Source organism: Paraburkholderia sp. SIMBA_053 (assembly GCF_046534895.1).
Taxonomy (GTDB): Bacteria; Pseudomonadota; Gammaproteobacteria; order Burkholderiales; family Burkholderiaceae; genus Paraburkholderia; species Paraburkholderia caledonica.
On the sequence record NZ_JAWRXU010000026.1, the window covers coordinates 1 to 23,186 of the forward strand.

Consider the following 23,186-nt stretch of genomic DNA (forward strand, 5'->3'; position numbering starts at 1 on the left):
GCTTCCCGTGCCCCGGCGTCCGGAGCACGAAAGAGCGAGATTCTAGCGAGCCGGCCAGCACCTTGCAAGCGTTATTTTGACAAGCGTATTAACGGTGCTTGAAAACCGGTTTGCGCTTTTCGACGAACGCCGCCATCCCCTCTTTTTGATCTTCCGTGGCAAAGAGCGAATGGAAGAGGCGACGCTCGAAATGCACACCTTCGGCAAGCGTCGTTTCGTACGCGCGATTGACCGACTCCTTCACCATCATGACCGCCGGCAGCGGAAACTCCGCGATAGTCGCGGCCGCGGCGATCGACTCGTCAATCAAAGACGCGGCGGGAATCACGCGGGATACCAATCCGGCGCGCTCTGCTTCAGCGGCGTCCATAAAACGCGCCGTCAGGCACAGGTCCATTGCTTTAGCCTTTGAGACCGCGCGCGGCAGGCGCTGCGTGCCGCCGGCACCCGGCATGATTCCTAATTTGATTTCCGGCTGGCCGAACTTCGCCGTGTCGGCGGCGAAGATCATGTCGCACATCATCGCCAGTTCGCAGCCGCCGCCCAATGCAAATCCCGCCACCGCTGCAATGATCGGCTTACGAATGGAGCGAACCGTCTCCCAGTTGCGCGTGATGTAGTCGCCCTTGTAGACGTCCATATAGGAGTATGTCGACATCATCCCGATGTCGGCGCCCGCCGCAAACGCCTTTTCGCTGCCCGTCAGCACGATCGCGCCAATCGCGTCGTCTGCATCGAACTCGCGCAGTGCCGCTCCGAGCTCGTCCATCAAAGCATCATTCAAAGCATTCAGCGCTTTAGGGCGATTCAACGTGACGAGGCCGACCCGCCCGCGCGTTTCGACCAGAATGTTCTCGTAAACCATGCCGCCTCCTAGTGGTTAATCGAGCGCGAAAACGCTTCGCGCAGCCATCTTAATAATGCTAACATTCCCCAACCAACCGGTCGGTCAATTATTAGACAGGCTTTTCCCCAACGTACACCAAGCCCTCTGCCATGACACATCCGTTATTCACCAAGCACGAAGACACGCTGCAAAAGGCGCTCGCCGCGGTCGAAACGCGCGGTTACTGGAGCCCTTTCGTTGAGATGCCCAGCCCGAAAGTGTACGGGGAAACAGCCAACGCGGACGGCGAAGCCGCGTTCAAAGCGCATCTGAACGCCACGTTCGAGTTGGACCAACCGTCGACCGGAGAAACCGTTGGCGCCGAAGTATCACCGTTCGGATTTCCGCTCGGCATTCGATACCCTAAATCGGATCCAGACGCGCTGCTGGCGGCCGCTGCGGACGCCCAACGCGACTGGCGCGCTGCAGGCCCCCAAGCCTCGATCGGCGTATCGCTCGAAATTCTCGCGCGCTTGAATCGAGCCAGCTTCGAGATCGGCTATAGCGTGATGCACACAACCGGCCAGGCCTTCATGATGGCCTTCCAGGCCGGGGGTCCGCACGCGCAGGACCGGGCGCTCGAAGCCGTCGTGTACGCCTGGGACCAATTGCGCCGCATCCCCGCCGACGCCCACTGGGAAAAACCGCAAGGCAAGAACCCTCCACTCGCCATGCAGAAGCGCTACACGATCGTACCGCGAGGCACCGCGCTCGTTCTCGGCTGCTGCACCTTCCCGACGTGGAACGGCTATCCGGGTCTGTTCGCCGACCTCGCAACCGGCAACGCCGTGATCGTCAAACCACATCCCGGCGCAATTCTGCCGCTCGCCGTGACCGTGCGAATTGCGCGGGACGTTCTACGCGAAGCCGGCTTCGATCCAAACGTCGTCACGCTGCTAGCAACTGAACCGAACGACGGCGCGATCGTCCAGAGCCTCGCCGTGCGCCCGGAAATCAAACTGATCGATTTCACCGGCAGCACGCAAAACGGCACGTGGCTCGAACGCAATGCGCATCAGGCGCAGGTCTACACCGAGAAAGCCGGCGTGAATCAGATCGTGATCGATTCGGCCGACGACATCAAAGCCGTTGCTCGCAACATTGCCTTCTCGCTCGCGCTCTATTCCGGCCAGATGTGCACCGCGCCGCAAAACATCTACGTGCCGCGCGACGGCATCCGGACTGCGGACGGCACGCTCAGCTTCGACGAAGTCGCTCAGGCCATTGCCGGCGCCGTGCAGAAACTGGTTGCCGACCCGGCCCGTGCCGTGGAACTGCTGGGCGCCATTCAGAACGAAGGCGTCGCCCAGCGCGTTGACGAAGCCGCCACGCTCGGTCGCGTGCTGGTCGAAAGCCAAGCGCTCGAGCACCCGGCTTTCGCCGGTGCCCGCGTGCGCACTCCGCTCGTGCTGCAACTCGACGCTGCAACCGACGGCGAGCAGTTCACCAAGGAATGGTTCGGCCCGATATCGTTCGTTATCGCCACCGACTCGACCGCTCATTCCCTCGATCTCGCCGGCACCATCGCAGCCGAGCACGGCGCACTCACCCTGTCCGTCTACAGCACCGACGAAGCCGTGCTCGACCAGGCACACGAGGCATCGATCCGCGGCGGTGTCGCGCTATCGATCAATTTGACGGGCGGTGTATTCGTCAATCAGTCGGCCGCCTTCTCTGACTTTCATGGCACCGGCGCCAATCCGGCTGCAAATGCCGCTCTCGCCGATGCGGCCTTCGTCGCGAATCGCTTCCGTGTAATTCAGAGCCGCGTTCATGTTGAACCGAAAGCCGCGCCAGCGGTAGCTGGCTGAACGTCATAAGACAAACGCACGGCGTGTCCTATGCCGTTTGGCCGAATGGACCACGCCGTGCGCGCCAACTAACATGAGACATCGGATCGGCCCGCGCGCCGGTCTTCCTAGCAGGAACCTTATGAACGACGCCTATATCTGCGACGCGATTCGCACTCCCATCGGCCGCTACGGCGGCGCCCTGAAAGATGTCCGGGCCGACGACCTCGGCGCCGTGCCGATCAAGGCATTGATCGAGCGTAATCCCGGCGTGGACTGGCGTGCCGTCGACGACGTGATCTACGGCTGCGCCAATCAGGCCGGCGAAGACAACCGCAACGTCGCTCGCATGTCGGCGCTGCTCGCGGGACTGCCGGCAGACGCGCCCGGCGCGACGATAAACCGGCTGTGCGGCTCCGGCATGGACGCCGTCGGAACAGCCGCACGCGCAATCAAGGCAGGTGAAGCGCAGTTGATGATCGCCGGCGGAGTCGAAAGCATGACTCGCGCGCCGTTCGTCATGGGCAAGGCGGCGAGCGCATTCGCGCGGCAAGCGGAAATCCACGACACGACGATTGGCTGGCGTTTCGTCAATCCGCTAATGAAACGTCAGTACGGCGTCGATTCAATGCCCGAGACCGCGGAGAACGTGGCTGAGCAGTTTGGAATCAGCCGCGCCGATCAGGACGCATTCGCGTTGGTCAGCCAGCAAAAGGCTGCCCGCGCGCAACGCGACGGTACGCTGGCACAGGAGATCGTCGGCGTGGAAATCGCGCAGAAAAAGGGCGATGCGATTCGTGTGACGCTCGACGAACATCCGCGCGAAACATCGCTCGAAAGCCTGGCCAAGCTCAAGGGCGTAGTCCGCCCCGACGGCACCGTAACCGCAGGCAATGCGTCGGGAGTGAACGACGGCGCTTGCGCACTCCTCATTGCCAGTCAACAGGCGGCCGACCAATATGGCCTGCGCCGTCGCGCACGCGTGGTGGGCATGGCAACGGCGGGGGTCGAACCGCGAATCATGGGCATTGGGCCGGCACCTGCCACGCAAAAGCTGCTCAGGCAACTGGGCATGACGCTCGATCAGCTGGACGTGATCGAGTTGAACGAGGCGTTCGCGTCGCAAGGCCTCGCGGTTCTGCGCATGCTCGGCCTGCGCGACGACGACCCGCGCGTCAATCCCAACGGCGGAGCAATTGCGCTCGGCCATCCGCTCGGTGCATCGGGCGCACGCCTTGTCACGACCGCGCTCCATCAGTTGGAACGCAGCAACGGCCGATTTGCGCTTTGCACGATGTGCATCGGCGTCGGCCAGGGCATCGCGCTCGTAATCGAACGGCTTTGACTTCTTACGTAAGCGCTGCAGCCTGGCAAAAAGAGACTTTGAGGAGACACCCAATGGCATATGAAGCGATCGGCCTCGACATCGACGCAGCGAGCCGCGTAGCAACCATCACGCTGAACCGCCCGGACAAGCTGAACAGCTTCACGCGCGCGATGCATCAGGAGTTGAACGCGGCGCTCAACGAGGTCGAAACCTCAGGTGCCCGCGCTCTCGTTCTGACCGGCGCGGGGCGCGGATTCTGCGCAGGGCAAGACCTCGCTGACCTCGACTTCACGCCCGGCGCGATGACCGATCTGGGCGAATTGATCGACTTGCACTTCAACCCTTTGATCCGCCGACTGCAAGCGTTGCCGTTGCCCGTCATAGCGGCAGTCAACGGGACAGCTGCGGGCGCCGGCGCAAACCTTGCGCTCGCTTGCGACATCGTGCTCGCGGCTCGTTCGGCCAGTTTCATCCAGGCATTCGTGAAGATCGGCCTCGTGCCGGATTCGGGCGGCACCTGGTTCTTGCCACAGCGTGTCGGCATGGCACGCGCATTAGGACTCGCCATTACCGGCGACAAACTCAGCGCCGAAAAAGCCGAAAGCTGGGGACTTATCTGGCAAACGGTGGACGATCAGGAACTGGCGGCCACCGCAGCCAAACTGGCGGCGCAACTCGCGCAGCAACCCACGCGCGCCATCGCCGCGATCAAGCAGGCCATGCGCGCCGGCGCAACTCAGACGCTCGATCAGCAACTGGATCTCGAACGCGATCTGCAACGCGAACTGGGTGCCTCGCACGACTATGCAGAGGGCGTGCAAGCCTTCGTCGAAAAACGCGCACCGCGTTTCGAGGGCCGCTGATATGTCGACGCAACCTTTGTATCCCGCCGAAATGACACCCGACGAACTCGCCCGCGCAACCGCCGCCGCGATGTACGAAAACGATGCGTGCAGCCGCGCGCTCGGTCTCGAAATCATGGAAGTGCGCGCCGGCTACGCGCGTTTGCGCATGGCCGTACGGGAGGACTTCCTGAACGGTCATCAAATCTGCCATGGCGGCCTGATATTTACGCTCGCCGATTCGACCTTTGCGTTCGCCTGCAACTCGTACAACCTGAACACCGTCGCGTCAGGATGCTCGATCGAATTTCTGCGACCCGTGCATGGTGGCGACGTGCTCACCGCAGAGGCGGTCGAGCAGACATTGAGCGGCCGCACGGGCATTTACGATATTCGAGTAACCAATCGTGCGGGCGATACAGTCGCGATGTTTCGCGGCAAATCGGCGCAGATCAAAGGCAATGTGATCCCGCCGATAGCATCCGGCACGGCAGGGGCGTCGCCGGACTAAGACGCACGAGTGTTGGCATGACCGGCAACGAGGTGCACGCAAGACGCTCCTCGCAAGAGTCGCCAGTCCAAAGCGCCATTGAGCGGTGACACCGGCAACCGAGCCCCCGCAGAGGCGGCAGTCGGCGAACGCCGCACCCAGTTTCGCGCGCGAGCGCAACGCATACCAGACCTGAGCATTGAAGCAGCAAGGAGACATTCGATGACCACCGCCCTTCCCCTCGACCCCATCGAGACCGCCAGCCGCGACGAGCTATGCGCGCTTCAACTTGAACGGCTCAAATGGTCGCTGAACCACGCTTATGAAAACTCGCCGGTCTATCGTCGCAAGTTCGACGAAGCTGGCATCCACCCGAGCGAACTGACCACGCTTGCGGATCTCGCCCGCTTCCCATTCACGACGAAAAAAGATTTGCGTGACAGCTATCCGTTCGGAATGTTCGCTGTGCCGCAAGACCGAATTTCACGCATTCATGCTTCGTCGGGCACGACCGGCAAGCCCACCGTGGTGGGTTACACCGCGCGCGATATCGACACGTGGGCGAATCTGGTAGCGCGTTCAATCCGCGCCGCGGGCGCCAAACCCGGCGATAAAGTTCACGTGAGCTATGGATACGGCCTGTTCACGGGCGGCCTCGGCGCCCATTACGGCGCAGAGCGCGCAGGCCTCACCGTCATCCCGTTTGGCGGCGGTCAGACTGAAAAACAGGTGCAACTGATCCAGGACTTCCGGCCCGACATCATCATGGTGACGCCGAGCTACATGCTCTCGATCGCCGACGAACTCGAACGCCAGGGCGTCGACCCGGCCAGTTGTTCGCTGCGCATAGGCATATTCGGTGCGGAGCCGTGGACGAACGACATGCGTCACGCAATCGAGAAGCGCATGGGGATCGACGCTGTCGACATTTACGGCTTGTCGGAAGTGATGGGCCCCGGCGTGGCGTCGGAATGCGTCGAGACAAAAGACGGCCCGACCATCTGGGAAGATCACTTCTACCCAGAAATCATCGATCCCGAAACGGGCGAGGTGCTTCCGGACGGCGAACTGGGCGAACTGGTGTTCACGTCTCTGACCAAAGAAGCGTTGCCGATCATCCGTTACCGGACGCGCGACCTCACGCGTCTCTTGCCGGGCAGCGCGCGCACCATGCGTCGTATGGAAAAGATCACCGGCCGCTCAGACGACATGATGATCGTGCGCGGGGTCAACGTGTTTCCCACGCAGATCGAGGAGCTGCTGCTCAAGCAGCACGCGCTCGCGCCTCACTATCAGATCGTACTCACCAGGGAAGGCCCGCTCGACGTTTTGACGCTGAACGTGGAGCCTTGTCCAGAAACGGCGCCGGACACGTCTGTGTTGAACACGGCCAAGCAGGCGCTGGCCTACGACATCAAAGCGCTGATCGGCGTCAGCGCTGTGGTGAATGTGCTTGCGGTGAACGGAATTGAACGCTCGGTGGGCAAGGCGCGCCGGGTAGTCGATAAGCGCAAATCGGGGTTGTAAGCAGAGCCTCGGGAATCGCACGAAGCTGCGCCGCGCCAGGAGCGGCGGTCAAGCCGGACCGCCGCGCGACAGCCACCTCCGGCAAAGGCTTCGCGCGCCGAAGTCCAGATCAGGAATTCGGCAGCAGCAACCACATCCGGCCACCCTGCTTCATTTTGCCGGCGAGATCGCCGGCGTCGTCGCCGAGGCCCCAGAAGTAGTCTGCGCGCACTCCGCCCTTGATCGCGGAGCCGGTGTCCTGCGCAAACACGAGACGGTTCATCGGCGAGTTCGTCAGCGGGCGCGTGGTCTGCAAAAACACCGGTGTCCCAAGTGGGATCGAGGTCGGATCGACGGCAATCGAGCGCTCCGGCGTCAGCGGCACACCCAAAGCGCCGATAGGACCATCGGCGCCGGCTTTGGACACACCCTCTGCCGACGGCATCTCGCGGAAAAACACGAAACGCGGGTTCGTATCGAGCAGCGCATCGACCCGACTCGGGTTCGCGCGCGCCCATGCCTTGATGCCTTGCATGGTGGCCTGCGCGGGCGTGAGTTCGCCGCGATCCAGGAGCCACCGTCCGATGGATTTATACGGCTGGTTGTTGGTGCCGCCAAAACCGAGGCGCATCACGCTGCCATCTTCCATCACGATGCGCCCGGAGCCCTGGACTTGCAGGAAGAACGCTTCGATCGGGTCGTCCACCCACACGAGTTCATTGCCGTTGAGCACGCCCATGCGTTCGAGCTGCGCCCGCGGCGGCATCGCCGCGCCAGGACGATAGCTGGAAGGCCAACGATAAAGCGCCGTCTGATACACGCCGTGGCGCGTGCGCGAGCCGCGCAGCAACGGCTCGTAGTAACCGGTGACGAGTCCGTCGAGCGTGCCGTCGGTATTCGCTAGCTGAAAGGGTGTGAAATACGCTTCAAAGAATGCGCGGGCGCTGGTGGCGTCGAGATCGTCGAGTTGCGCCGCCGCAGCACATGCCCGCGCCCAGTTCGCCTGGCGCGCAAGCCTCACGCAGTTCTGCCGCAAAGCCGCTGTGGCGCCGATCAGCGAATCGTCCTGCCAGCCGGGAACCTGCTGCCACGCCACCGGCGTGAGCCGCGTCGCCGAGATCTGGCCAGGAATGATCGCCGCGCCCGTGGGCGGCGAAACCACAGGGCGAACCGCACCGCCGCCACCGCAAGCGGCGAGAATCGCCGCCACTGAAAGCGCGCTGAGCCAGGCTCCGGTCGCGCGGACAAAACGCCTACAATGTTCGTTCTTAATGGAAACCGCCATGTCTGATCTGTTCGACGAATACCCGATGCTCATCTTCGCGCTGGAATCGCTTCTCGCGCTGTTCCTGCTCGTGTTCATCGTTGTGTGGACGTCGTCTGGTAAAAAGAAAGCGGCGCGCGCCAGCAGCAAGGAAACACAGAAGCCGCAAGAACCGCGCTGAAGCGGCTCCGATTCACGCATTCCACGGCGCGCATAGAACCGTTAAAGACCGTGAACCGCGCTCACGGTTCAATGCAATGTGCGTGGCATGCGCAGAATGAACTCCGGCACCGGCGCGTCGAAACGCTCGCCGTCTTCGGCCACGCAGAAATACTCCCCGCGCATCGTGCCGACCGGCGTCGCAATGACCGCCCAACTCGTATATTCGAACTGTTCGCCGGGTTTCAGCAACGGCTGGTGCCCGACCACGCCCAAACCCTTCACTTCCTGCACGGTCTTGTCGCTGTCCGTGATCACCCAATGCCGCGCGATCAATTGTGCAGGCACCTGACCGGTGTTGCGGATGGTCAGCGTATAGGCGAACGCATACTGGCGGCGCTCCGGGTCCGACTCTTCGGGCAGGAATTGCACCTGCGCCGACACGCTGAATTCGTACTGGCTCATCCTGATTCCAATCTGGTGAAACGGGGCGACAAAATCGCTGGAAAGCCCGAGTGCCAATGGCTTAAGAGGCCATTGGCGACGCAGCGCCATGGTTTGGCATTCTGCGTCATGCGCGACACGCCCGCAACCGGACATATCCTTTGGCCAGGGACGCTTAAGGCGTTTTGCCATCCTCGCGGCCCAAGCCCGAGGCTGCGCCGCGCGTCGTTCCGGCGCCCGCCCGCCGCTTCGCGCGTGCGCAGCGCAACACGGTAAAATGACGCTTTCCCGCTCGCATCCGCCCGCCGCCATGACGCAATTCCGAATCGCTCCCAGCATTCTGTCCGCCGACTTCGCCCGCCTCGGGGAAGAAGTGCGCAACGTCGTCGCCGCCGGCGCCGACTGGATTCATTTCGACGTGATGGACAACCACTACGTGCCGAATCTGACCATCGGTCCGCTCGTGTGCGAGGCGATCCGTCCGCACGTCGACGTGCCTATCGACGTGCACCTGATGGTGCGTCCCGTCGACCGCATCGTGCCGGACTTCGCGAAAGCGGGCGCGAATCTGATCAGCTTCCACCCGGAAGGCTCGGACCACATCGACCGCACGTTGTCGCTGATTCGCGACCACGGCTGCAAGGCGGGCCTCGTGTTCAACCCCGCCACTTCGCTGAATTACCTCGATCACGTAATGGACAAGCTCGACCTCGTGCTGATCATGTCGGTCAACCCGGGATTCGGCGGCCAGTCGTTCATTCCGGAAGCGCTGAACAAGCTTCGCGAAGCGCGCAAGCGTATCGACGCGTACAAGGAGCGCACCGGTCGCGAGATTCATCTGGAAGTGGACGGCGGCGTGAAAGTGGACAACATCGCCGAAATCGCGGCGGCCGGCGCGGATACCTTCGTGGCTGGCTCGGCCATTTTCGGCCAACCGGATCACAAGGTCGTGATCGACAAGATGCGCGCCGCGCTCGCCAACATTCAGCACTGACACTCGCGCCACATGACCGCTTCGTTCCCTGCCCCGACTTTCAACGGCCCGCGCCTGCAAGCCGCGATCATCGACCTGGACGGCACGATGGTCGACACCGCCGACGACTTCACCGCCGGCCTGAACGGCATGCTCGCGCAACTCGACGCAGTCGAAACGTCGCGTGAAGAAGTGGTCGGCTATGTCGGCAAAGGCTCCGAGCATCTGATCCGCAGCGTGCTCGCGCCGCGCTTCGAAGCAGAGCACGCGCAGGACCGTTTTGACGAAGCGCTCGCCATTTATCAGGCCGAGTACGCGAAGATCAACGGCCTGCACACACGCCTTTATCCAGATGTGGAAGTCGGCCTCGTCGCGCTGCGCGACGCCGGTCTGAAGCTGGCGTGCGTGACCAACAAGCCGCATCGCTTCGCGCTCGAACTGCTGCAGCAATATGGGCTCGCACAATATTTCAGCGTCGTGCTCGGCGGCGACAGTCTGCCGAAAAAGAAGCCGGACCCGCTGCCCATGCTCACCGCCGCCGCGCAACTCGGAGTGGAACCGCGCGCCACGGTTGCCATCGGCGATTCGGAAAACGACGCGCTGGCGGGCCGCGCGGCAGGCATGGCAACGCTCACCGTGCCCTATGGCTACAACCATGGGCAAGCTATACAAACAATAAAATCCGATGGTATAGTTGCCTCGCTGCTGGACGCCGCCAAGGCGATCGCAGCGCACCAATCCACGACTTGAAAAGTCCTTCATCCTCATGTTTCTGAATAAAAAACGGAGTCTGATTAGCATCGACCGGGGAGCCTGGCCCTGGCGTCGCTGGTCGCGCTAACCTCGCCTGAGGTACGCTGAAGCTCGTCTTCGGCAACCGTTTTTTACTTCGCTGCGCTCACGCGTTTTTCCATCGTCTAGTTTCGCTGCATCGGCTGATTCCGCCTGCGTGTACCTACAAAGTACGTGCGTGGCTGGAGCTCCGTGCTCGCGTCGATGGGAAAATCGCGCCGGTCGGTTCATCATCGAAAAAACGCACGAACGCCTGACCGGCCGCGCAATGCCCCGCTTTGTCCGACGCACGCTGCCGCCGGACCTACGTACAGGATCGGAACATGACCGAACTCGAATTCCAGTCCCTCGCCAACGAGGGCTTCAACCGTATTCCGCTGATCGCCGAAGCGCTCGCCGACCTCGAAACGCCGCTCTCGCTGTATCTGAAGCTCGCGCAACCCGAGCGCAACGGCGCTAACTCGTTCCTGCTAGAGTCGGTAGTGGGTGGCGAGCGCTTTGGCCGCTATTCGTTCATCGGACTGCCGGCGCGCACGCTGCTGCGCACGCGTAACGGCGTGTCGGAAGTCGTACGCGACGGCAAGGTCGTCGAAACGCACGAGGGCGATCCGCTCGAGTTCATCCAGCAGTTTCAAAGCCGTTTCAAGGTCGCGCAGCGGCCGGGCTTGCCGCGTTTCGCCGGCGGCCTTGCGGGCTATTTCGGCTACGACGCGGTGCGCTACATCGAGAAAAAGCTCGCGCATAGCGCGCCGAAAGACGATCTGAATCTGCCGGACATCCAGTTATTGCTGACCGAGGAAGTCGCGGTGATCGACAACCTCGCGGGCAAGCTGTACCTCGTGATCTACGCCGACCCGACGCAGCCTGAGGCTTACACGAAGGCAAAGCAGCGTCTGCGCGAACTGCGTCAGCGTTTGCGCGCAACGGTCGAGCCGCCGGTCACTTCGGCGAGCGTGCGCACCGAGACGTACCGCGAGTTTGCGAAAGACGACTATCTCGCCGCCGTGCGCAAGGCGAAGGAATACATCGCCGCCGGTGAACTGATGCAGGTGCAGGTTGGCCAACGTCTGACGAAGCCCTATCGCGACAACCCGCTGTCGCTGTATCGCGCGCTGCGTTCGCTCAATCCGTCGCCGTACATGTACTACTACAATTTCGGTGACTTCCACGTGGTGGGTGCGTCGCCGGAAATTCTCGTGCGTCAGGAAAAGCGCGGCGAAGATCGTATCGTCACGATTCGTCCGCTCGCCGGCACGCGTCCGCGCGGCAACACACCCGAACGCGACGCCGAACTCGCCACTGAACTGCTGAACGACCCGAAGGAAATCGCCGAGCACGTCATGCTGATCGACCTCGCGCGCAACGACGTGGGCCGCATCGCGCAGATCGGCTCGGTGGTCGTCACCGACAAGATGGTGATCGAAAAGTACTCGCACGTGCAGCACATCGTGAGTTCGGTTGAAGGCAAGCTGAAGCCCGGCACGACTAATTTCGACGTGCTCCGCGCCACTTTCCCGGCCGGCACGCTGTCGGGCGCGCCGAAAGTCCGCGCGATGGAATTGATCGACGAACTCGAACCCGTGAAGCGCGGCCTCTACGGCGGCGCAGTCGGCTACCTGTCGTTCACCGGCGAAATGGATCTGGCGATCACAATTCGCACCGGCGTGATCGCGAACGGCAATCTGTATGTGCAGGCGGCGGCGGGTGTCGTCGCGGATTCGGTGCCGGAATCCGAATGGCAAGAGACCGAGAACAAGGCGCGCGCCGTGTTGCGCGCGGCGGAACAGGTTCAAGACGGCCTCGATAGCGACTTCTGACCGGAGACACACCATGCTGCTCATGATCGACAACTACGACTCGTTCACTTACAACCTGGTGCAGTACTTCGGCGAACTCGGCGAAGACGTGCGCACCTATCGGAACGACGAAATCACGCTGGACGAAATCGCGAAGCTCAACCCTGAGCGCATCTGCCTGTCGCCCGGCCCGAGCAATCCGCAACATGCCGGCATCACGCTGGACGTGCTGCGCGAGTTTTCCGGCAAGACGCCGATTCTCGGCGTGTGCCTCGGCCATCAGGCGATCGGCGAAGCGTTCGGCGGCCGCGTCGTGCGCGCTCAAACCATCATGCACGGCAAGGTCAGCACGATCGAGACCGATTGCAAAGGGGTGTTCGCGGATTTGCCGAAGCATTTCGTCGTGACCCGCTATCACTCGCTTGCTATCGAACGCGAATCGCTGCCGGACTGTCTCGAAGTGTCGGCATGGACCGAAGACGGCGAGATCATGGGCGTGCGTCATAAGGAACTGGCCGTCGAAGGCGTGCAGTTCCATCCGGAATCGATTCTTTCCGAACACGGCCACGCGCTGCTCGAAAACTTCGTGAAGCAGTCAAAAGCGAAGCCGGCCCAACGCACCGCCTGATGAAGCGAGATAACATCATGACAATCACGCCGCAAGAAGCGCTGCAACGGACCATCGAGCACCGCGAGATTTTCCACGACGAAATGCTGCATCTGATGCGGCTCATCATGCGCGGCGAACTTTCGCCCGTCATGGCGGCTGCGATCATTACAGGCTTGCGCGTCAAAAAAGAGACCATCGGCGAAATCACCGCCGCCGCCACGGTGATGCGTGAATTTGCCCGGCACGTGGAGGTGCAGGACAACTCGAACTTCGTCGATATCGTCGGCACCGGCGGAGACGGTTCGCATACCTTCAATATCTCGACGGCGACAATGTTCGTGTCCGCCGCAGCCGGCGCGAAAGTCGCGAAGCACGGCAATCGCGGCGTGTCGAGCAAGTCGGGCAGCGCAGATGTGCTCGAAGCACTCGGCGTGAATATCGACCTGCAGCCGGAACAAGTCGCGGCGTCGATTGCTGAAACCGGCATGGGTTTCATGTTCGCGCCGAATCATCACCCGGCCATGAAAAACATCGCGCCGGTGCGCCGTGAACTCGGCGTGCGGACCATCTTCAACATTCTGGGTCCGCTGACGAATCCGGCCGGCGCGCCGAATCAGCTGATGGGCGTGTTCCATGCGGACCTGGTCGGCATTCAGGTTCGCGTGATGCAGCGCCTCGGCGCAAAGCACGTGCTCGTGGTGTACGGTATGGACGGCATGGACGAAGTGTCGCTCGGCGCGGCCACGCAAGTCGGCGAATTGCGTGACGGCGAAGTGCGCGAGTACGAGATTCATCCGGAAGACTTCGGCATGCAGATGGTGTCGAATCGAACGCTGAAAGTGGCGGACGCCACGGAATCGAAAGCAATGCTGCTCGAAGCGCTCGACAACAAACCGGGCGTCGCACGCGAGATCGTTACGCTGAACGCGGGCACGGCGCTGTACTCGGCGAACGTGGCGTCGTCCATCGCGAACGGCATCGAGCTTGCGCGCGAAGCCATCGCCAGCGGCAAGGCTCGCGCAAAAGTCGACGAACTGATCCGCTTCACGCAGCAATTCAAGCACTAATCACGCAGCAACCAACGTAGCGAGATTCATATGAGCGACATCCTCGACCGTATCATCGCGGTCAAACGCGAAGAAGTCCGCGCCGCTGAACAAAGCGCGCCGCTCGAAGAGCTGCGCCTCGAAGCGTCGTCGCGCGATATTCGCGATTTCGTCGGCGCTCTGCGCGCAAAACATGCGGCCGGTCTCGCCGCAGTGATCGCCGAGGTGAAGAAAGCGAGCCCGTCCAAAGGCGTTCTGCGCGAGAACTTCGTCCCTGCGCAAATCGCGCGTTCGTATGAAACTCACGGCGCGGCCTGTCTGTCGGTATTGACCGACGTGCAGTTCTTTCAGGGCAGCGTCGCGTATCTGGAGCAGGCGCGCGCCGCGTGCCAGTTGCCGGTGCTGCGCAAAGACTTCATCGTCGATCCGTACCAGATTGTCGAAGCACGCGCGATGGGCGCCGACGCGATTCTATTGATCGCCGCCGCGCTGGAAACTTCTGAGATGCAGGACCTCGAAGCGCTTGCGCATTCGCTCGGCCTCGCGGTGCTCGTCGAAGTGCATGACAGCGACGAGCTGATGCAGGCGCTCACGCTGAAAACGCCGCTGATCGGCGTCAACAATCGCAATCTGCGCACTTTCGAGACGTCGATCGAAAACACCATCGGCATGCTCGAAGCGATTCCCGACGACCGCATCGTGGTAACGGAATCGGGCATTCTGTCGCGCGTCGATGTCGAAAGGCTGCGCGCGATGGACGTGAACACGTTCCTCGTCGGCGAGGCATTCATGCGCGCGGAAGAACCGGGCGTGGAGCTTGCTCGCATGTTTTTCCCGGGCGCGGCGTGAGCACACCGCAGCTCATGTAACGCACACACAGCGGAGCACGACATGGCCATGGAACGCGAGATCAAGTTGCTGCTGCCTGCCGCGCAAGTGAAAGCGGCCGGGCAGTGGTTCGTCGCGCGCACTGGCAACGAGGGCCGCGCGATCAAGCTGTCGAATATCTACTTCGACACGCCGCAACTCACGCTGGCAACCTCAAAGAGCGCGTTACGCCTGCGCCATACACCCGACGGCTGGCTGCAGACGTTCAAGACGGTAGGCAGTGCGGCAAACGGCTTGCACAGCCGTCACGAATGGGAAATGCCAGTCGCGGGCGAAGCGCTCGAAATTGACGCATTGCTGCGCGAGTGCGACGAGCCAGCCGCCGCGCAAGCGTTGCGCGAAGCTGCGCCGGAACTGATCGAACTGTTTCGCACAGACTTCACACGCACGCTATGGCAAGTGAGCGTCGACGGCTCCGAGGTGGAAGCCGCAATCGACCAGGGCAACGTGCTGGCCGAAGTGAACGGCGAACTGCGTCGCGCGCCTATTTCGGAAATCGAACTCGAACTGAAGTCCGGCGACGAAGCCGCGCTGCACGCGCTTTCGAGCGAACTCGGCAAGCAGATCGCCGGCCTCGCGCCCGAAAACATCAGCAAGGCGCAGCGCGGCTATCAATTGCGCGCGGGCTGAGCGCGGGTTGCGTCATCGCCGCGCGTTATCGCCGCTTACAGTGCGCGCCGCCGCCTCGGCTTGAGTCACACCGCGTTTGCTGCGACACTTCTGCGCCATGACTACTGCATCCCGCCCCCGCTCCGCGCCGTCACAAGCATCGTTATTCGGCGACGCCGCGGCGCCGGCCGGCACTATTTCCGCCGAGCCGCAGCCGCAATCCCAGCAAGCAGCCGGCACGCCGCTCACGCTCGAAGAGCAGTTCGCCGCGCTACCGGCCGAATGGCGAGCGCACCTGAAGTCTTTCATTGAAAGCGATGCCTACGTGCCGCTCTGCCGTTTCGTCGACGGTGAGCGCGCGGCCGGCAAAACCGTTTATCCCACCGACGTGTTCCGCGCGCTGCGGCTTACGAGCCCCGATGAAGTGAAGGTCGTGATTCTCGGCCAGGATCCGTATCACGGCGAGGATCGCGGCACGCCGCAAGCTCACGGGCTCGCATTTTCGGTCGCGCCGAACGTGCGCACGCCGCCGTCGCTGCGAAACATTTTCAAGGAAATTGCGGCAAGCCTCGGTCACGAACCGCCCCGCCACGGTTGCCTCGACACGTGGGCGAAGCAAGGCGTGCTGCTGCTGAACACGGTGCTGACCGTGGAGCGCGACTCAGCCGCCAGCCACGCGAAGCGCGGCTGGGAAAAATGCACAGACTCGCTGATTCACGAACTCGCGATGCGTCACGACAGTCTCGTGTTCATGCTGTGGGGCGCACATGCGCAGGCGAAGCGCGCGCTGCTCGGCGGCAAGTCGCATTACGTGCTGGAGGCGCCCCATCCTTCGCCGTTGTCCGCGCATCGCGGCTTTCTCGGCTGCGGACATTTCGCGAAGGCAAACGAGTACCTCGTGAAGCATGGCCGCGAACCGATCGACTGGCGCCTGCCCGACGAAGCGCAAATGCTGGCTTAGCGGCTCCTGTCTGCAAACCGGGGCAGAACCAGCGGCAAAAAACTGAAACGCCACGGAGTCTATCTCCGTGGCGTTTCAGTTTTCAACGCTCGCAATCGACTTAACTGGCGAACCTCAGCAGCAAGCCACAAGTCGCGAACCAGGCAGCGAACCTGGGCCGCGAACTCGTCAGCCAGCTCAAGCAGCCGCGATCGCTTCGCGCGCCGCAGCCAGTGCCGCGCCCGCTGCGTCCGGGCCCATATTCAGACCTTCGGCGTAAATGAAGTTGACATCCGTCATGCCGATGAAGCCAAGGAAGCTCTTCAGATACGGCGTCTGGCTATCGTTCGGCGTGCCCGCGTACTTGCCGCCGCGGGCGGATACGACGTACACCTTCTTGCCCGTCACGAGACCTTCGGGGCCGTTCGCGGTGTAGCGGAACGTGATGCCGGCGCGGGCGATGAAGTCGAAATAAGTCTTCAGTTGCGACGAAATGCCGAAGTTGTACATCGGCGCGCCGATCACGATGATGTCGGCGGCTTGCAGTTCCGCGATCAGCGCTTCGCTGCGCGCGGCGATCGCGGCTTGCTCGGGGGTACGCTGATCAGCCGGCGTAAAAAACGCGCCCAGAATGGCGTCGTCCAGATGCGGCAGCGGTTCGGCTTGCAGGTTACGGACGACGACTTGCGCGCCCGGATTCGATTGTTGCAGCTTTTCGGTCAGCTCGTTGAGGAGCAGCGTCGAGTTCGCGCCTTGCGAGCGGGCTGCCGAGTTGATTTGCAGGATCGTGGTCATGGTTGACTCCAGTGGGGGGCGCGCTGTGTTGCGCGAGTGGAGCCATTGTGTTTTTTTACCGATCCGGGAAAAAGCCGTCCGGCAGCGACGGATTGTTGCAGTGGTAGAACAATCCGCCGCCTGCCGACGCGAATTGACGTCGGCGCGGATTACGATCAGCTTGTCAGCCAGCGCTCGCGCGCCTTGCGGGGGGCGGGTCGCTGGTCGGCGACGGTGAGCTTGTAGCGTGACACTTCAGGCCCTTCCAGCTTGAGCTGCGCGGTGCGCAACTCGTCGCGGCGGAATGCGTGAACTTCCACTTTCGCCCCCGGCTGATAGCGTGCGAGCAGTGTGTCCAGATTCGAGCCCGTCACGCGCAGGCCGTCGAGCGCGATCAGCACGTCGCCGGCCGAGAGCCCCGCTTTCTGCGCGGCGCTGCCTTCGTGGACAGCCGTCAGCGTACAGTCCGCGCCGCCGCGCACGCGCACGCCGAGCGACGGTTTGCCGCTCTTTTCGATTTCCGGCGCGAGCGTGACGCCGAACGGTTCCAACAGTGTTTCGAGCGGCAAATCGCGCGTGCCATGCACCGCTTCCGCAAACAGCTCGCCCAGGTGCACGCCGGTCGCTTCCGCAAACAGCGCTTCGACCTCGCGTTCGTCGACGCCCACCGGCTTGCCGCGGTAAAAATCGCGGCCAAAGCGCTGCCACAGCAGACGCATCACGTCGTCGAGCGACTTGCGATTGCTGGTCTGCGCGCGGATCGCCAGGTCGAACGCGAGCGCAACGAGCGAGCCCTTCGTGTAATAGCTGACGATGGCATTCGGCGCGTTCTCGTCCTGCCGGTAGTATTTGACCCAGGCGTCGAACGAGCTTTCCGCGACGCTCTGCTTCAGTCGCCCGCTGCCGCGCTGCACGCCGCCGATCACCTTGCCGAGCAGGCCGAGATAATCGTCGACTGAAATCAGGCCGCTGCGTACGAGAATCAGGTCGTCGTAGTATGAGGTGAAGCCTTCGAACAGCCACAACAGCGACGTGTAGTTCTCGACGGAAAGGTCATACGGCGCAAAGACCGCCGGCTTGATCCGCTTCACGTTCCACGTGTGAAAGTATTCGTGGCTGCACAGGCCGAGGTAGGTCCGGTAGCCTTCCGTCAGTGCGTCGCGGCCTTGCACGGGCAGATCGCCGCGATTGCAGATCAGCGCCGTCGACGCGCGGTGTTCGAGGCCGCCGTAGCCGTCGGTGACGGCTTGCGTCATGAACACGTAGCGATCCACGGGCGCTTTCTTCGACTTCGGCTCGAAGAGCGCGATTTGCGCTTCGCAAATGCGCTTCAGGTCGGCGCTGAGCCGCGCCATGTCCAGCCCGATCACGCGCCCCGCGATCACGACGTCGTGCGGCACACCGTGCGCGTTGAACGTCGCCAATTCGAATTTGCCGAGCGTGACCGGATGATCGATCAGCTCATCGTAGTTCTGCGCACGATATTCCCCGAAGCCATAACGCTTCGTGCCGCGCGCTTCCGGCAGCGCCGTCGCGACGCGCCAGTTGCGATACGCCGCGCCCTCCGGTTTCTGGATATCGACCACGCACTGCGCTTCCTCGTGGCCGAGCGGCGCCAGGAACACGCTCGTACCGTTGAAAAAACCCGTGGTGTCGTCCAGATGCGCGGCGCGCACCGACAGATCCCACGCATAGACCTCGTAGCGCAGCGTGAGCGCGCCTTTTACCGGCGCCGCCTGCCACGTGTGCTTGTCCGTTTTCTCGACACGCACCTTGCGGCCCGCGTCGTTGAAGGCGCGCAGTGTCACGATGTTGCGCGCGAACTCGCGGACCATGTAGCTGCCCGGAATCCATACCGGCAGCATGAAACGCTGCCCGGCCGGATCGGGATCGGCAACGGTGACGGTGACTTCGAACAGGTGAGCGGCGGGTTGCTTGGGAACGATGCTGTAGCGGATCGGCTTCATCGGCGGCGATTGGTGGTTTTGGCTGATTGTTGGGGGCTTCATGCGAAAGGAGGCGCCATTTGCGCCTCCTTCTGTTGGTCAGTGCCGCGTGTGTCAGTGCACCGCTGCCATTTCCTTGTCGAGCCGGTCGGCCGGCACCGCGCCCGGCAGGCGGCGGCCGTCGGCGAGGAACACGGTAGGCGTGCCTTCCACGTTCATCGCATGTCCGAGCGCGAGATTCTTGTCGATCGCGGCAGTGTCGCAAGTCCCGGCCGCCGTGGGCGCCTGATGGTCTTGCATCCACGATTCCCACGCCTTCGCGCGATCGGTCGAGCACCAGATCGACTTCGACTTGGCGGTCGAATCCGGCGACAAAACGGGGTACAGGAACGTGTAAACCGTCACGTTGTCGATCGACTTCAGCGTGGTTTCGAGCTGCTTGCAGTACGGGCAGTTCGGGTCGGAGAACACCGCGATTTTGCGCGATCCGTTGCCCTTCACGACCTTCACCGCGTTGGCGAACGGCAGGCTCGCGAAGTCGATCCGACTGGTTTCCGACAGGCGCGCTTCCGTCAGATTCTTGCGCGTCTTCGTGTCGACCATGTCGCCGAGCAGCACGTAGTCGCCGTTGGCGTCGCTGTAGACGATCTGGCTGCCGAGGTTCACTTCATACAAGCCGGCAATCGGCGACTTGGTCACGCTTTTGATCGTCACGTCCGCGAGACGCGTTTGCAACGTGGCCTTGAGTTTGTCGGTGGACTGGTCGGCTTGCGCGGAGCAGCCGATGGTGACAGCGGCAATCGCAAGCATGGCGGTCGCCATGCGGAAGGTTCGTTTCATGCTGAATTCCTGATTCAATCGCGCGCTGCGCGCGTTGTGCGTTCATGCCGTTGCCCTCCTTTGCTTGGGAAGGCCGCAGCAACTGTGCGTTCATGATACCTGTCTCACCGGTTCGGCATGCCGCGCCGGGTTAGAGCCGGGTTGGAGTCGAGTGGAAGCCGTAATGCGGCCCGCCTTTCAGCCGAGCGCGGCCGACACGAGCCAGCGCTTGATGAACGGCTGCGCACCGACGAAAGCCATGCCGCTATTGCGCACGATCTTGGCCAGCGGGCCGGGCACGGAAAACAGTTTTTGCAGACCGTCGGTGGCGATCATCAGCGCACGAATGTCTTCGCGGCGCGCGCGTTCGTAGCGCCGCAGCAGGACCATGTCGCCGAGATCGCGAAACGACTCCTTGCCCGCGACGACATCGGCAAGCGCGGCGACGTCGCGCAGACCGAGGTTCATGCCCTGCCCGGCGAGCGGATGGATCAGATGCGCGGCGTCGCCGACCAGCGCGACGCGCGGCGCCACCAGGCGATCGACAGTTTGCAACGCGAGCGGAAATCCCTGTGCCGGCGTCACGCAGTCGAGGCCGCCAAGCTGGCCGCCCGTCACGCGCTCCACTTCTGCTGCGAGCTGTGCCGGATCGAGCGCGATCAGCCGCTCGGCGTGCTCCGTGCGCGCCGACCACACGAGCGACACGTGACCGTCAGGCATCGGCAGCAGCGCGATGATCTCGCCATCCTTGAACAATTGGTAAGCGGTCTCGCCGTGCGGTTTCTCGGCCTTGAAGTTCGCGACGACGCCAGTCTGCCGGTAGTCGCGCCGGTTCATCTTCGAGCCGATCTGCGCGCGCACCCATGAATGCGCGCCGTCTGCGCCGACGAGCAGATCCGCCGCGAGCACGCTGCCGTTCGCGAGACCGACGCTCGCGCTGTCGGCGGTGAAATCGAGCGCTTGCGCGCGGCTGTCGATCCACGTGAGGTTAGGCTGGAAGCGCAGCGCCGCATCGAGCGCGCGCTCGATCACCGACGACTCGACGATCCACGCCAGTTGCGGCACCGAAGCCTGAAATGCGGAGAAATGCAGTTCGGCGTGGGCGTCGCCGTAGACGCGCATGTCGTAGACGGGGCCAAGCCGCGACAAGTCGAGCGCCTGCCAGACACGCAAGCGCTCGAGCAACGCCTGCGAACTCGACGACAACGCGTACACCCGCGAGTCGAATGAAGCGCCGGCGGCGAGCGGCGCGCAGGGCTGCGCGAGCAGCGCGACGCGCAATCCGCCTTGCGTGAGCGCAAGCGCCGCGGTCTTGCCGACCAGCCCACCGCCGATCACGGCGGCATCGAAAGTCTGATGGTGTGCGTTCATCCGCGCATTATAGCTGCGGGGTTGCGAGGGACGGATCGGGCGCGCAGCTTTCTGAAGCCACGTCAAGAAGCTGATTGGAACGGGTTACAATTGCGCTTTCCGTGACAGAACTCGCCCAGAATCGTCGAGGCAACACCCGCTCTGGCGTCGCGTCCCGCTCCGCTGCGTTCCCTTTGCCGCCAAACGCGAAGGCTTCCCGAATCCTGCACACAGCGTCGAGCGCATCACGCAATTTACTGAATTACTGAAGGATTTCCATGAGCCTCAAATGCGGCATCGTCGGCTTGCCTAACGTCGGCAAGTCCACTCTGTTCAACGCGCTGACCAAGGCGGGCATCGCCGCCGAAAATTACCCGTTCTGCACGATCGAGCCGAACGTCGGCATTGTCGAAGTGCCGGACGCGCGCCTGAAGGCGCTCGCCGAAATCGTCAAACCCGAGCGCATTCTGCCGGCCGTCGTCGAATTCGTGGACATCGCCGGTCTGGTGGCGGGCGCGAGCAAGGGCGAAGGCCTCGGCAACCAGTTCCTCGCGAACATCCGCGAAACCGATGCGATCACGCACGTTGTCCGCTGCTTTGAAGACGAAAACGTGATTCACGTGGCCAACAAGATCGATCCGCTGTCGGACATCGAGGTCATCAACACCGAACTGGCGCTCGCGGACCTCGCAACGGTCGAAAAAGCGCTCGCGCGTTATTCGAAGGCCGCCAAGTCTGGCAACGACAAGGAAGCCATCAAGAACGCCGCGGTGCTGGAAAAGGTGCGTGCGCAACTGGATCAGGCCAAACCGGTCCGGGCGCTCGATCTGTCGGACGAAGAAAAGGCCACGCTCAAGCCGTTCTGCCTGATCACGGCAAAGCCGACCATGTACGTCGCGAACGTGAAGGAAGACGGCTTCACGAATAATCCGCATCTGGACGCGGTGACGAAGTACGCGGCGTCGGAAAACGCGCCGGTGGTCGCCGTTTGCGCGGCAATCGAAGCGGAAATCGCCGACCTCGACGAAGCCGATATGGAAGTGTTCCTCGCCGACATGGGCATGGAAGAGCCGGGCCTGAACCGCGTGATTCGCGCCGGCTTCAAGCTGCTGGGCCTGCAAACTTACTTCACGGCCGGCGTGAAGGAAGTACGCGCATGGACCATTCATGTGGGCGACACGGCGCCGCAAGCTGCGGGCGCGATCCACACGGACTTCGAGCGCGGCTTTATTCGCGCGCAGACCATCTCTTTCAACGACTACATCGCCTATAAGGGCGAGCAAGGCGCGAAAGAAGCCGGCAAGATGCGCGCCGAAGGCAAGGAATATGTCGTACACGACGGCGACGTGATGAACTTCCTGTTCAACGTGTAACGCCCGGCGCTTTCCTTGAGCGCCTAACAGCTGATACTTGGCCGCGTCGCTGCGCGCGGCTCCCGCCTGTAATACGTCTGCCTGTCAAAGCCCGCTTCGCGCGGGCTTTGTGCTTTTTTGCGGGTTTCGGAAGTGTCTGGCAATGCTGTGCGATCGATCTTGAGCGCGCCGGGATTGTGCGCGGGTGCAGGTGTCACCCTTGGCTCACCCCAACCCGCCGAGTATTCGATGCAACCGCAAATGTTTCAATTTCATGACATGCGATGTTAAATTGCGGCATTCGGCGTCACAGTAAAAGCGACGCCGGACTGTCATCGAACACAAATAGAATCGCGCGATTCGCAATTGCGCCCTTTCCGCATCTGCATTGCTGAGACGGGAGGTGGCGCTTTAGCGCTAACTCCTTCCTATCGACCGCGTTGCATGGGACGGGAGCAAGCGCTCAAGCGCTAACTCCCATCGACCGCTTTGCATGGGATGGGAGCAAGCGCTCAAGCGCTAACTCCCATCGACCGCTTTGCATGGGATGGGAGTAAGCGCTCAAGCGCTAACTCCCATCGAC

The 23,186-nt window shown here is 62.5% G+C and carries 22 protein-coding genes; 15 read left to right on the top strand and 7 right to left on the bottom strand.

All coding sequences use genetic code 11. The features are described 5' to 3' along the window. Nucleotides 1–88 precede the first annotated feature (88 nt). On the bottom strand, nt 89–865 hold the full coding sequence (locus tag SB753_RS34020) for an enoyl-CoA hydratase (RefSeq protein ID WP_087754929.1): 777 nt from the start codon (nt 863–865) through the stop codon (nt 89–91). Nucleotides 866–996: 131 nt separating this feature from the next. Between SB753_RS34020 and paaN the strand changes: the two genes are divergently transcribed. From paaN to paaK, 5 genes are all read left to right on the top strand, one after another. Beyond that, on the top strand, nt 997–2,697 hold the full coding sequence (paaN, locus tag SB753_RS34025) for a phenylacetic acid degradation protein PaaN (RefSeq protein WP_410804410.1): 1,701 nt from the start codon (nt 997–999) through the stop codon (nt 2,695–2,697). 121 nt (nt 2,698–2,818) lie between these two features. Next, nucleotides 2,819–4,021 (top strand): 3-oxoadipyl-CoA thiolase, encoded by a 1,203-nt coding sequence (gene pcaF, locus SB753_RS34030; protein ID WP_020070709.1) that lies wholly within the window; start codon nt 2,819–2,821, stop codon nt 4,019–4,021. A gap of 53 nt (nt 4,022–4,074) precedes the next feature. Continuing rightward, nucleotides 4,075–4,866: a 2-(1,2-epoxy-1,2-dihydrophenyl)acetyl-CoA isomerase PaaG gene (paaG, locus tag SB753_RS34035; RefSeq protein ID WP_020070708.1), complete on the top strand. Its 792-nt coding sequence runs from the start codon at nt 4,075–4,077 to the stop codon at nt 4,864–4,866. Nucleotide 4,867: 1 nt separating this feature from the next. Further along, complete coding sequence (gene paaI / locus SB753_RS34040) at nt 4,868–5,356, top strand: hydroxyphenylacetyl-CoA thioesterase PaaI (RefSeq protein ID WP_410804413.1); 489 nt, start codon at nt 4,868–4,870, stop codon at nt 5,354–5,356. 201 nt (nt 5,357–5,557) lie between these two features. Then, entirely contained in the window at nt 5,558–6,862 is a 1,305-nt protein-coding gene (paaK, locus tag SB753_RS34045; protein WP_087754934.1) for a phenylacetate--CoA ligase PaaK, read from the top strand. 109 nt (nt 6,863–6,971) lie between these two features. On the opposite strand, the gene SB753_RS34050 is transcribed toward paaK, so the two are convergent. Then, on the bottom strand, nt 6,972–8,204 hold the full coding sequence (locus SB753_RS34050; protein WP_087754935.1) for a murein transglycosylase A: 1,233 nt from the start codon (nt 8,202–8,204) through the stop codon (nt 6,972–6,974). Between SB753_RS34050 and SB753_RS34055 the strand changes: the two genes are divergently transcribed. Continuing rightward, nucleotides 8,125–8,286, top strand: coding sequence for a hypothetical protein (locus SB753_RS34055; protein ID WP_020070704.1), 162 nt, complete (start codon nt 8,125–8,127; stop codon nt 8,284–8,286). The genes SB753_RS34050 and SB753_RS34055 overlap by 80 nt on opposite strands. A 68-nt stretch (nt 8,287–8,354) precedes the next feature. On the opposite strand, the gene apaG is transcribed toward SB753_RS34055, so the two are convergent. Continuing rightward, nucleotides 8,355–8,729, bottom strand: coding sequence for a Co2+/Mg2+ efflux protein ApaG (gene apaG / locus SB753_RS34060; protein ID WP_020070703.1), 375 nt, complete (start codon nt 8,727–8,729; stop codon nt 8,355–8,357). Between the two features lie 289 nt (nt 8,730–9,018). On the opposite strand from apaG, the gene rpe reads away from it, so the two are divergent. The 8 genes from rpe to SB753_RS34100 all read left to right on the top strand — a co-directional run bounded on the left by rpe (nt 9,019) and on the right by SB753_RS34100 (nt 16,383). Further along, nucleotides 9,019–9,702, top strand: coding sequence for a ribulose-phosphate 3-epimerase (rpe, locus tag SB753_RS34065; protein WP_013340602.1), 684 nt, complete (start codon nt 9,019–9,021; stop codon nt 9,700–9,702). A 12-nt stretch (nt 9,703–9,714) separates the two neighbouring features. Beyond that, nucleotides 9,715–10,431, top strand: coding sequence for a phosphoglycolate phosphatase (locus SB753_RS34070; protein ID WP_410804416.1), 717 nt, complete (start codon nt 9,715–9,717; stop codon nt 10,429–10,431). A 365-nt stretch (nt 10,432–10,796) separates the two neighbouring features. Then, on the top strand, nt 10,797–12,290 hold the full coding sequence (trpE, locus tag SB753_RS34075) for an anthranilate synthase component I (RefSeq protein WP_020070700.1): 1,494 nt from the start codon (nt 10,797–10,799) through the stop codon (nt 12,288–12,290). Nucleotides 12,291–12,303: 13 nt separating this feature from the next. After that, nucleotides 12,304–12,897 (top strand): aminodeoxychorismate/anthranilate synthase component II, encoded by a 594-nt coding sequence (locus SB753_RS34080; protein ID WP_020070699.1) that lies wholly within the window; start codon nt 12,304–12,306, stop codon nt 12,895–12,897. Between the two features lie 17 nt (nt 12,898–12,914). Further along, the gene (gene trpD / locus SB753_RS34085; RefSeq protein WP_027779424.1) at nt 12,915–13,946 is read left to right on the top strand and encodes an anthranilate phosphoribosyltransferase; all 1,032 of its coding nucleotides are present in this window, start codon (nt 12,915–12,917) and stop codon (nt 13,944–13,946) included. Nucleotides 13,947–13,976: 30 nt separating this feature from the next. Further along, nucleotides 13,977–14,774: an indole-3-glycerol phosphate synthase TrpC gene (gene trpC / locus SB753_RS34090; RefSeq protein WP_288829104.1), complete on the top strand. Its 798-nt coding sequence runs from the start codon at nt 13,977–13,979 to the stop codon at nt 14,772–14,774. 42 nt (nt 14,775–14,816) lie between these two features. Further along, nucleotides 14,817–15,443, top strand: coding sequence for a CYTH domain-containing protein (locus SB753_RS34095; RefSeq protein ID WP_410804419.1), 627 nt, complete (start codon nt 14,817–14,819; stop codon nt 15,441–15,443). Nucleotides 15,444–15,540: 97 nt separating this feature from the next. Further along, the gene (locus SB753_RS34100; RefSeq protein ID WP_410804421.1) at nt 15,541–16,383 is read left to right on the top strand and encodes a uracil-DNA glycosylase; all 843 of its coding nucleotides are present in this window, start codon (nt 15,541–15,543) and stop codon (nt 16,381–16,383) included. A 177-nt stretch (nt 16,384–16,560) separates the two neighbouring features. Here the strand turns inward: SB753_RS34100 and SB753_RS34105 are convergent, their stop codons facing one another. From SB753_RS34105 to SB753_RS34120, 4 genes are all read right to left on the bottom strand, one after another. After that, the gene (locus tag SB753_RS34105) at nt 16,561–17,157 is read right to left on the bottom strand and encodes an FMN-dependent NADH-azoreductase (RefSeq protein WP_310071641.1); all 597 of its coding nucleotides are present in this window, start codon (nt 17,155–17,157) and stop codon (nt 16,561–16,563) included. Nucleotides 17,158–17,312: 155 nt separating this feature from the next. Further along, on the bottom strand, nt 17,313–19,103 hold the full coding sequence (locus SB753_RS34110; RefSeq protein WP_410804429.1) for a M61 family metallopeptidase: 1,791 nt from the start codon (nt 19,101–19,103) through the stop codon (nt 17,313–17,315). 93 nt (nt 19,104–19,196) lie between these two features. Further along, entirely contained in the window at nt 19,197–19,922 is a 726-nt protein-coding gene (locus SB753_RS34115) for a DsbC family protein (protein ID WP_410804424.1), read from the bottom strand. 177 nt (nt 19,923–20,099) lie between these two features. Continuing rightward, nucleotides 20,100–21,272, bottom strand: a complete 1,173-nt coding sequence (locus SB753_RS34120; protein ID WP_410804426.1) for a UbiH/UbiF family hydroxylase — start codon at nt 21,270–21,272, stop codon at nt 20,100–20,102. Nucleotides 21,273–21,529: 257 nt separating this feature from the next. Here SB753_RS34120 and ychF point away from each other — a divergent pair, with 257 nt between their 5' ends. Then, the gene (gene ychF, locus SB753_RS34125) at nt 21,530–22,624 is read left to right on the top strand and encodes a redox-regulated ATPase YchF (RefSeq protein WP_020070690.1); all 1,095 of its coding nucleotides are present in this window, start codon (nt 21,530–21,532) and stop codon (nt 22,622–22,624) included. The last annotated feature ends 562 nt before the right edge of the window (nt 22,625–23,186 follow it).

Coding starts and splice junctions, on each gene's coding strand:
- SB753_RS34020 (WP_087754929.1), bottom strand. CDS start 865: ATGGTTTACGAGAACATTCTGGTCGAAACGCGCGGGCGGGTCGGCCTC.
- paaN (WP_410804410.1), top strand. CDS start 997: ATGACACATCCGTTATTCACCAAGCACGAAGACACGCTGCAAAAGGCG.
- pcaF (WP_020070709.1), top strand. CDS start 2,819: ATGAACGACGCCTATATCTGCGACGCGATTCGCACTCCCATCGGCCGC.
- paaG (WP_020070708.1), top strand. CDS start 4,075: ATGGCATATGAAGCGATCGGCCTCGACATCGACGCAGCGAGCCGCGTA.
- paaI (WP_410804413.1), top strand. CDS start 4,868: ATGTCGACGCAACCTTTGTATCCCGCCGAAATGACACCCGACGAACTC.
- paaK (WP_087754934.1), top strand. CDS start 5,558: ATGACCACCGCCCTTCCCCTCGACCCCATCGAGACCGCCAGCCGCGAC.
- SB753_RS34055 (WP_020070704.1), top strand. CDS start 8,125: ATGTCTGATCTGTTCGACGAATACCCGATGCTCATCTTCGCGCTGGAA.
- SB753_RS34050 (WP_087754935.1), bottom strand. CDS start 8,204: ATGAACACGAGCAGGAACAGCGCGAGAAGCGATTCCAGCGCGAAGATG.
- apaG (WP_020070703.1), bottom strand. CDS start 8,729: ATGAGCCAGTACGAATTCAGCGTGTCGGCGCAGGTGCAATTCCTGCCC.
- rpe (WP_013340602.1), top strand. CDS start 9,019: ATGACGCAATTCCGAATCGCTCCCAGCATTCTGTCCGCCGACTTCGCC.
- SB753_RS34070 (WP_410804416.1), top strand. CDS start 9,715: ATGACCGCTTCGTTCCCTGCCCCGACTTTCAACGGCCCGCGCCTGCAA.
- trpE (WP_020070700.1), top strand. CDS start 10,797: ATGACCGAACTCGAATTCCAGTCCCTCGCCAACGAGGGCTTCAACCGT.
- SB753_RS34080 (WP_020070699.1), top strand. CDS start 12,304: ATGCTGCTCATGATCGACAACTACGACTCGTTCACTTACAACCTGGTG.
- trpD (WP_027779424.1), top strand. CDS start 12,915: ATGACAATCACGCCGCAAGAAGCGCTGCAACGGACCATCGAGCACCGC.
- trpC (WP_288829104.1), top strand. CDS start 13,977: ATGAGCGACATCCTCGACCGTATCATCGCGGTCAAACGCGAAGAAGTC.
- SB753_RS34095 (WP_410804419.1), top strand. CDS start 14,817: ATGGCCATGGAACGCGAGATCAAGTTGCTGCTGCCTGCCGCGCAAGTG.
- SB753_RS34100 (WP_410804421.1), top strand. CDS start 15,541: ATGACTACTGCATCCCGCCCCCGCTCCGCGCCGTCACAAGCATCGTTA.
- SB753_RS34105 (WP_310071641.1), bottom strand. CDS start 17,157: ATGACCACGATCCTGCAAATCAACTCGGCAGCCCGCTCGCAAGGCGCG.
- SB753_RS34110 (WP_410804429.1), bottom strand. CDS start 19,103: ATGAAGCCGATCCGCTACAGCATCGTTCCCAAGCAACCCGCCGCTCAC.
- SB753_RS34115 (WP_410804424.1), bottom strand. CDS start 19,922: ATGAAACGAACCTTCCGCATGGCGACCGCCATGCTTGCGATTGCCGCT.
- SB753_RS34120 (WP_410804426.1), bottom strand. CDS start 21,272: ATGAACGCACACCATCAGACTTTCGATGCCGCCGTGATCGGCGGTGGG.
- ychF (WP_020070690.1), top strand. CDS start 21,530: ATGAGCCTCAAATGCGGCATCGTCGGCTTGCCTAACGTCGGCAAGTCC.